At 50.4% G+C, this 8,124-nt stretch carries 6 protein-coding genes; 1 reads left to right on the top strand and 5 read right to left on the bottom strand.

The features are described from left to right. Positions 1–355: 355 nt before the first annotated feature. Complete coding sequence (locus EDM54_RS20580; protein WP_003390574.1) at positions 356–1,036, top strand: endonuclease/exonuclease/phosphatase family protein; 681 nt, start codon at positions 356–358, stop codon at positions 1,034–1,036. On the opposite strand, the gene EDM54_RS20575 is transcribed toward EDM54_RS20580, so the two are convergent. The 5 genes from EDM54_RS20575 to EDM54_RS20555 all read right to left on the bottom strand — a co-directional run bounded on the left by EDM54_RS20575 (position 996) and on the right by EDM54_RS20555 (position 8,053). After that, positions 996–2,474, bottom strand: a complete 1,479-nt coding sequence (locus tag EDM54_RS20575; RefSeq protein WP_003390577.1) for an alkaline phosphatase family protein — start codon at positions 2,472–2,474, stop codon at positions 996–998. The two genes, EDM54_RS20580 and EDM54_RS20575, sit on opposite strands and share 41 nt — an antisense overlap. Before the next feature lie 123 nt (positions 2,475–2,597). Further along, complete coding sequence (locus tag EDM54_RS20570) at positions 2,598–4,103, bottom strand: S41 family peptidase (RefSeq protein ID WP_122958720.1); 1,506 nt, start codon at positions 4,101–4,103, stop codon at positions 2,598–2,600. Next, positions 4,100–6,100 carry an S-layer homology domain-containing protein gene (locus tag EDM54_RS20565; RefSeq protein WP_122958719.1) on the bottom strand — a complete coding sequence of 667 codons (2,001 nt, stop codon included), beginning with the start codon at positions 6,098–6,100 and terminating at the stop codon, positions 4,100–4,102. The genes EDM54_RS20570 and EDM54_RS20565 overlap by 4 nt, the downstream gene beginning before the upstream one ends. 127 nt (positions 6,101–6,227) lie before the next feature. Next, a complete protein-coding gene (locus EDM54_RS20560) occupies positions 6,228–7,343 on the bottom strand; it encodes a Nif3-like dinuclear metal center hexameric protein (protein WP_003390584.1) in 1,116 nt (371 codons plus the stop codon). After that, positions 7,319–8,053 carry a tRNA (adenine(22)-N(1))-methyltransferase gene (locus EDM54_RS20555; protein ID WP_003390586.1) on the bottom strand — a complete coding sequence of 245 codons (735 nt, stop codon included), beginning with the start codon at positions 8,051–8,053 and terminating at the stop codon, positions 7,319–7,321. Before EDM54_RS20555 ends, EDM54_RS20560 begins: the two co-directional genes overlap by 25 nt. Between the last annotated feature and the right edge of the window lie 71 nt (positions 8,054–8,124).

The raw sequence follows: 8,124 nt of genomic DNA, 5'->3' as shown, positions 1-8,124 counted from the left end.
CGCCGCCAGCGTTCGTCCTGAGCCAGGATCAAACTCTCCAATAAAGTTGAGTTTACATCTTTGACTTCAAGTTAAACACAAGCTTAACAGATTGATTCTATCCGGTTTTCAAGGAACATCTCGCCACTCGTTTTCTATCGAGGCGACGCTTTTTAATATAGCATAGTCTAAAAATGATTGCAACAGGAAATTCTAAGTAATTTACTCTAAAAAGCAAAAAAGCAGAACCTGAACGACGTCTGGAAGAAATAATCTACCACAACTAACAGGTGTATGCAAGTGGAAAGTGTGACCATACTGCTTTTAATGAGTATGAAAAGCCGAGGGTTCATAAAGAACGGAAAGGAAGACAAAAATGCTGCGCTTCATCAGCTATAACATCCATAGCGGAAGGGACTTGTTTTGGCGCAAACGTCTGCGAGAAATGGCGAAAACACTTCAATTGCTGCAAGCCGACATCATTGGCCTGCAAGAAGTGCACCAAAACAGCAAGTTTGGCTTCCAGGCATCCTATTTGGCGGAAGAGCTTCAGTACGAACTCGCCTTTTCCCCGTCCATCCCGTTTGCCGATGGTCATTATGGAAACGCGCTTTTGTCACGCTTTCCCATCACCGATGTCCAGACAGTTGCCCTCCCATCCCGTAAAGAAAAGCGCACACTCTTGCAGTCATCGCTCTCGTACAGGGAACAGGCCATACAGATTTGGGTGACTCATTGCAGTCTAAACCAAGCCGCTCGCCGCAACCAGATGCAGCTCATCGCAGCTTTGGCAGAGCAACATAAAGAAAGCCCTCTCGTCCTCATGGGCGATTTTAATATGGCGAATGCTTCCTTTGCTCCTGATTTGCATGATTGTGCCCTTGTTTGCGGAGGGGGGCAGCTTTCAACAATTATTACCTTCCAAAGGCGTATAGACTATATCTTCGCGTCGCCTCACTGGAAAATCCATCAATATGAGACGATCCCGGTAAAATGGTCCGACCACCTGCCCATTCTTACTGCTTTGGAATTGCCACTCCAAGCTCCTGAAGAATAAAATCTTTTACATCGACCAAACGGGCCGGGGACAAAAAGTGGCGAGACGCTCCGGCAATTAAAAGCGGCACCAGAGAGTCACGCTTGTGCAGGGAACCGTGGCTTCCTCCTCCAAGATGCGTGGGTGCAGCTTCTGAAACAAATTCATACCCCTGTGCTGCTGTCAAGACAATAACAGGGATGCTTTGCGAAAAAAGCGAGCCATACAAACGCGAAAAGGCATCCGGGTATTCGTCAAAAAGGAGCCGATCCCCGTCAAGTTTGACATCCAGCACTTGCAGGTCTCCCTCAAAAGACCAGCTCTGTCCATAGATATCCTGGTACATTCCGCCCTTCCAGAAGGACAAGCTTTTGTCTGTCCCTCCCCGTCGGACTTTTACCCTGTCCCCTTCTTTCCAGGAAATCAGATCAATCCGCACATCCGAAGAGACAGCCTCGACAATCTTCATCAAGTCGTTTTCCCGCAGCGGGTACAAATACGTCATTCGTTCATTATTGCAAAGGACGATTTCGTCGTTTGCGGACACATTTGCTCCCAGCCGATGAATGGAAAAGGTGGACAACAGACTCATCAAATCGACATTATGGTCAGTGCTTTCTCCGATCAATGTCTGTCCGTGGTCACTGATGAAAATACAGACGTTTTCCTCCAGAACTTGCTCCCAGGACGGGTAGGAATCAAGGAAGCGCACCAGTTCCGCATCCACTTCACTCAAATGCTGAACAGCCTCATGCGGGGCACGATGAAGCTTGTGATCATTTTCAGGCAGATAGACCAAAGTAAAATCGGGCTGCTTGCCGCTCAATACAACTTCGATCAAAACATCGATTGCATGCGTATCATTTATTCCATACCCCCTCGCAGCAGATTGGGACCAATTCCACATGATCGGCCGAAACAAGCTGGGTCTTACCAGGGTACCGAGGCTCATGATAGTAGGACCGCTCACTTTTTCCCGCAAAGAAAAACCGGTTGCAGCATCAAGGGCGGGAGGCAAATAAAGCTTATGCCGTTTGTGACCGCGATGCGCAATTACATTGATGGAACCTGAGACAAGGCCCGCTTCTTCCAATTCCTCATGGATGGTTTTTACCTTTCGGCTTAAATGCCTGTCATTCAGGTCGTATAGAACATTCGTTGCGCATTGTTCCAACCCTATTTTACTAACCGGTACTGTGCCGTTAATGTAGTTGATCATTTTTTTGCTGTCGGGGTCGTACCAGACCAGACCGGGGATCTTGTGCTGATCCGGATATACTCCTGTTATCAATGAGCAGTCAATCGAGGCAGTCATTGTCGGAAACACGGTTACGCAATCCGGGATGTACTGTCCTCGTTCCATGAAGAACTTCAGTCCCGGAGCTTTTTCCGCGGCGATGCATTGCTCCAACACGTCAGGCATCATGGAGTCGATTAAAAAGAGGAGTACTTTCTTCATCCGTATGCCTTCCTTTTCCAAAGTTGTAGTCGTACTTGTTATTGTTTGCCGTTCCCATTCCGCTATGCGTCAAAAGAAAAAAGCCTCCCCTCTCTGGCAGAGAGCAGGAGACTTGGAATCTGTTTACCTTCCCGACACTTGATACGTTAATACAGGAGCATCCTTGTCAGTCGCCAACCGCAAAGTCGGATACTTTTGCAGATATGGCGTGATGTCTACGTAATCGTTTGCACCTAGCGACTCATCGCCGATTACACTGGAGAGAACTTTTGCACGGATAAGCCATTTTCCCTGTTCATCTTTCTTAAACAGAGGGTCAACAGCAGCAAAAGCAATCCCATTCACAACAGTGTCTCCATCCTCTGCTTCCAGCTGAAAGCTGTTTACGCCGATCGAGTGGAGAGCTCTTACGACTTGTGCCGCATAGTCTTCCTCTTTGACATCCGGTTCCAGCCCGACGTGATTCACCTTTGTATGCTTCGGCGTAAAATACTCATGCAAAGTGATTTTCAGCGCATCTCCCTCTGAAAGGGGAATAATCTGCTGAGCGCTGCCCTTTCCGAACGTCTTGGTGCCGACCAGCTTGGCGATGCCGTTATCCCGCAGAGCCCCGGCGAGCAGCTCTGAAGCGGAAGCAGTCCCTTCATTGACGAGAATGCGGACAGGATAGTTGACATCCCGGCCATTTCGCACCCACGTCTGCACTTCTACGCCATTGCGATTGGTCGTATACATCAAGAGTCCTTCTTCCATAAACAAGCTGGCAATATCCCGAGCGCTCGACAAGTATCCGCCGCCATTGTCGCGCAAATCTACCAGCAAGCCTTTTAATGAAGGCGATTGCTTCGTAATCTGGTCGAGTTTGTCATGGAATTGGACGGCTGCTTCCGAACCGAATGTCTCCAGACCGATATAGCCAATCCTCCCGTCTTGGAAGAGACCCCCTTCCACTTCAGGAACAGTAATCGCCGCGCGCTTGAGCTTCACCTGAAGCTCCCGATTTTCTCCTGGCCGAAACACTGTCAAAACCGCTTCTGTGCCTTCTTCCCCTCTGAGCATCAGATATGCTTCTTCGGCGTTTTTGCCTTTCAGCGAAGCTCCATCTACTGCCAATAGCTGATCTCCTTTTTTCAACCCGGAGGCTGCGGCAGGCGAATTCGGAATGATCTCTCTGATCAGCATCAACCCATTCTGAAAACGCATACGGAAGCCAAAGCCGACTAGCTGATTTTCAACACCTGCTTGAAAAAGCTCCAGATCATCTTTTGTAAAAAACATCGTGTGAGGGTCGTCCAGGGTTGACAGCATCCCCTCGATTGCCAAACGGTTTAACGTGGAAGCATCGAGCTTCGCCTTATCCTTCCACTCCGACAGGCGCCGCTCCAATTCTTCTAGCGTGTCGTCCTCAGCAGAATACTGCAAAGACAAGTTGCTCTCTTTTTCCGCCAGCTTCTTAATTCCCTCAAGAGCGCCTTGGACAAGCTGCTTTTCGCTGGGCCTGCTCAAATGATTGTCCAGCACTTGATGGTAGACCTCTGCTGTTTCCGCAAACGGTCCATCGGCAGCATGGACTGAAGAAACTCCAAATACAAGTAAAGCTGCTATTACCCACGAGAAGATCCGCTTCATCGCGCTGCCCCTTTCACGACCTCTCGCGGAATGGAAACCCGTACATCGACCTGGGTCTTGTACGTTTCCTCTCCCGCGTAGGCGACGTATTCTTGCGTATTATACACTTCTTCATAACGCCAAACGTGCTTCACCAACAGATCGGAGTCACTGTCAATGTAGTACTTGTTCATGTAGACCGGTACGCTCTTGATCTTCCCGTGATTGAGCGATACGTTTTGGGCAGCCTCCACGATTTTGTCGCCTGGTATCCATTCGGTGATGATGTCGTATTCTCCAAATGATTGCTTGTAATATCTGGCCCCAAGGATACGAGCCCGGTCCTTGACACTCATACCGGCCACATAATCTGACATGAATTCCTGCTGGTCAACCCTGGAAGGCTCCCAGCTTTCGGAATCAAAATTGCGTTCATACTTGATGTTCTTTTCTGTATCCGTATAACTTTCCCATTTGTCGAGCACCAGCTTTTGCGGTGATTGATAAATTCCCGTCGCATGTCTAGCTTTGCTCAGACGGTCTACCTCTTCCGTATATTTCACCAGAAAGCCCCTCAGAACAGCTTCGCCTTCCGCCTTGTATCCCTTCAAATTCTCCATGCGGCCCATCGTAAAGCTCAGATCCCGCACAATGGATGCTTGCTCCAAGTCGATAGCCAATTCCTGCTGGAGGAGACGAGTAAGCTGGATGATTTCCACTTCTGTCTTTTTGGGTTGCAGTCCTGCAAGAAACGCCTCCGCTTCTGACAACTGCTCGTTTTGAACGAGATAGTAGACCAGGTTTTTCAAAGCTTCCTGGTGATGAGGAGCGAACGCACGATATATCTCCAGGGCTTTGTCCATATGGCCAACCTTCACTTCCAACGCCGCTTGGTAGATAGCCAGCGCTTCCGACTCTTTCGTATTTTTCCTGATTTTCTGCTCGTAGCCGTTGAGGCGTTCGAGAATCTTCTCGTACATTTTCGGGTCTGTCGAACCTGTCTGCAAAGCCATGTCATATACATTGGCGACTAACAGCTGCAGGGTGTCGGGCAAAACGATCCGATCATCGAAGTAGGCGTCGATCGCCTTGAAGGCATGCTCCAGATTATCTGCAATCTCGGTGTCAGGGTCCCAGCTAAGGTAATAGTGCACACCCACTTTATTGTCAAAGGTCCCTTCCGCCAGCTTGCGCAAAGCGCGGAAGGTCTCCTCGGAATCTTCATGAAACCGGATCGCTTCCGCAGCGTTGACGTATATTTGATCGTCCCCCGTCACCTGATCCGTGTAAGGGGCAAACAGCGGGAACATATCCTGAACCTCCGGAACCATCGGAAACTTCTGGCCGTCATAATCGAGCAGCGGCAGCATTACATCTCTCTGCAAGAACTGCACCAGACGGTCAAAAACAACCGCTGCCTCTCCACGTTTTAATTTGTCTGACGGTCTGCCTGTGAGCCATCCCCACTCATTGACCATGTTCCACGCCTTCTGTTGGTCCGTCTCCATTGTATAAATGGCGAGCAGTTTGGCCGCTTCTTCACGGGTGATTGGCTGATTAGGCGAAAAAAGCTGGCCCGGGAAAATCTCCTGGATCGCACCAGGACCATACAAGCGCTCCAACAGAACCGACATTCGCAATGTCGGGCCGTACATCCATGTCAGCCGGTCGACGTCCTTATATGGAAGATACGGCTCGTCAAAACCCTCTCCCTTTCCAAACTCATCATGCTCCGACAGAAAAGTGAGCGGGTACAAGTGCTGCTGTCCGACAACGAAAACCCTGTCCATCAAGGCGACAAACTCTGCCCGCGTCAGCTCGCGGTTGGGATAAAACCGCTCGATCGAACCACCGGAAGCAAAAAGGCCGTACTGCGCCCCTCTGATAATCGACGATTTCGCCCAGTGCTTGCTGATATCTGAATACGGCATGTACGAGCTTGCAGCACTTGCAGCCGAGGGTACGAGCAAGCTGCAGACAAGCAGTGCGCAGGTTAATACTTTACTCTTTTTTTGCACGAAAATCCCCCTACACCAGTTTGGCTTGCATAGGCTTGTATGAGCAACGAGACCGCCGCTGCGCCATCTAGCCAGGGAGCAAGTCGGGCCCCCTGATGGGATCGGTATTTATCTCCACATCGAATTTTTATAAAAACTGATACGGATCTGTATGTACACGAGAAGCAATAACCTCTGTCCCGTATCCATTTTCCTGAAGCCGATCACGCAAAAAGGCTGCCAGCTTCTCTTTCATGATTTTTTCAATGTTGTGGCCGGCGTCGATAATGAACAAGCCCTCTGCCAGCGCATCATGGGCCGTATGATATCCGATGTCCCCTGTCACAAAGACGTCCGCACCGCGAAAAACAGCCTTGGAGACATACGAGCTGCCGTCTCCTCCTACAACGGCTACTTTTCTGACAGGCGCATGCAAATCGCCAATGACGCGAAGCCCCTGCAACGAAAAGCGCTCTTTGATTTGCAGCGCCAGCTCCTGCAGCGTAACCGTTTCGGGCAGCTTTCCGATGCGTCCGATTCCCAGGGCCTGGCCGGTGTTGTCCAAAGGAATCAGATCATAGGCGACCTCTTCATACGGATGGGCAGCCAGCATCGCTTTGATCACGCTGGTTTGCCTTGAGGACGACACGACCGTTTCGATCCGAACCTCTTCCACTTTCTCCAGTTCGCCCTGTTTGCCGATATGCGGATCGGTGCCCTCTCTCGGCAGGAATGTTCCCGTGCCTTCTGCCTGGAAGGTGCAGTGGCTGTAATTGCCGACCCAGCCTGCACCAGCCTCGGTAATGGCCTGGAATACCGCATCCCGATGGGACTGTGGAACGTAGACGACCAGCTTTTTCAGCGTCTCGCGATAGTTCACGTCAAGCATCTCCACATTTTCGAGTCCGATGGCTTCTGCCAGCCAGTCATTCATGCCTCCTGCGGCTACATCCAGATTCGTATGGGCGGTATAAACGGCGATATCGTGCTTGAGCAGTTTTTCATACAATTTTCCGGCAGCCATATCCGTCCTCAGATGCTTCAGCGGCCGGTAGATGACTGCGTGGTGGGCGACGATCAGGTCTACACCCTCTGCGATGGCCTCATCTACGACAGATTCCAAAACATCCAGCGCCACCATTACCTTTTTTACCTGCTTTTGCAAGGTCCCTACATGCAGTCCAATCTTGTCACCCTCCAGAGCCATCGCTTTGGGTGCGAGCTTTTCCACATATTGAATTACGGTTTGTCCGTGGGCAAACATGCTATCACCTCATTGATCCATTCGAGTTCTTCTTTAATCTGCGCCGCACGTACGGCCGCCTCTTGTTTGTCCGAGCGACTGAGCTGCTCCAGCACCTTCGTCCACTTCTCACGTTCGCTCATCCACTTTTTTGCCAGGACGGGCGACTTTTCTTCCCAAAGAAAGGGACCGATGCGCAGCAATTCCTCAGGTGAACGGTCCTTGTTTCGATATGGGATCATTCCGTCTCCCTTGTCTGCTACCAGAATTTCATAAATGATCCCGTCTTCCTCCATGATTGTTTCCGCAGAGAGCTGCCAATTGTTTTCCACAAACCAGCGGCGCACATGCTCCTCCCCGACATTCGGCTGGAGAATCAGTCGGCTGACGCCCTCAAGCTTGTCTGCACCCGCAGATAGAATGGAAACGATCAGCTGTCCGCCCATTCCGGCGATGCAGACGACATCCACTTCACCCGGTTTCAGGACAGACAGGCCGTCGCCTTTGCGGACTGATGCCTTGTCCTCGGCTTGTATCGTATGTATTTGTTTCAGCGCTGCCTGGTAGGGACCTTCATTCAGCTCGCCTGCCACGACAAACGAAGCAATTTCTTCCCTAATCAAATAAGAAGCCAATAACGCGTGGTCCGATCCGATGTCGGCAACGCGGGCTCCCTTCGGGCAAAAACGGGCAATCGTTTGCAATCGCCTGGATATCATCCATGTTGTCATAAGCTCTTTCTCCTTCCAATGCCTTTATTCTACCCTATTTGTTCCTATTTTCCCAATGCAAAAAAACGCGA

It is taken from the genome of Brevibacillus borstelensis, assembly GCF_003710865.1.
GTDB lineage: Bacteria > Bacillota > Bacilli > Brevibacillales > Brevibacillaceae > Brevibacillus > Brevibacillus borstelensis.
This window is presented reverse-complemented; position numbering and strand designations above follow the sequence as displayed.

Bases quoted from the DNA above. Each gene is read 5' to 3' on its own strand.
- EDM54_RS20555 (WP_003390586.1), bottom strand. From the start codon at position 8,053: ATGACAACATGGATGATATCCAGGCGATTGCAAACGATTGCCCGTTTT.
- EDM54_RS20560 (WP_003390584.1), bottom strand. From the start codon at position 7,343: ATGTTTGCCCACGGACAAACCGTAATTCAATATGTGGAAAAGCTCGCA.
- EDM54_RS20580 (WP_003390574.1), top strand. From the start codon at position 356: ATGCTGCGCTTCATCAGCTATAACATCCATAGCGGAAGGGACTTGTTT.
- EDM54_RS20575 (WP_003390577.1), bottom strand. From the start codon at position 2,474: ATGAAGAAAGTACTCCTCTTTTTAATCGACTCCATGATGCCTGACGTG.
- EDM54_RS20570 (WP_122958720.1), bottom strand. From the start codon at position 4,103: ATGAAGCGGATCTTCTCGTGGGTAATAGCAGCTTTACTTGTATTTGGA.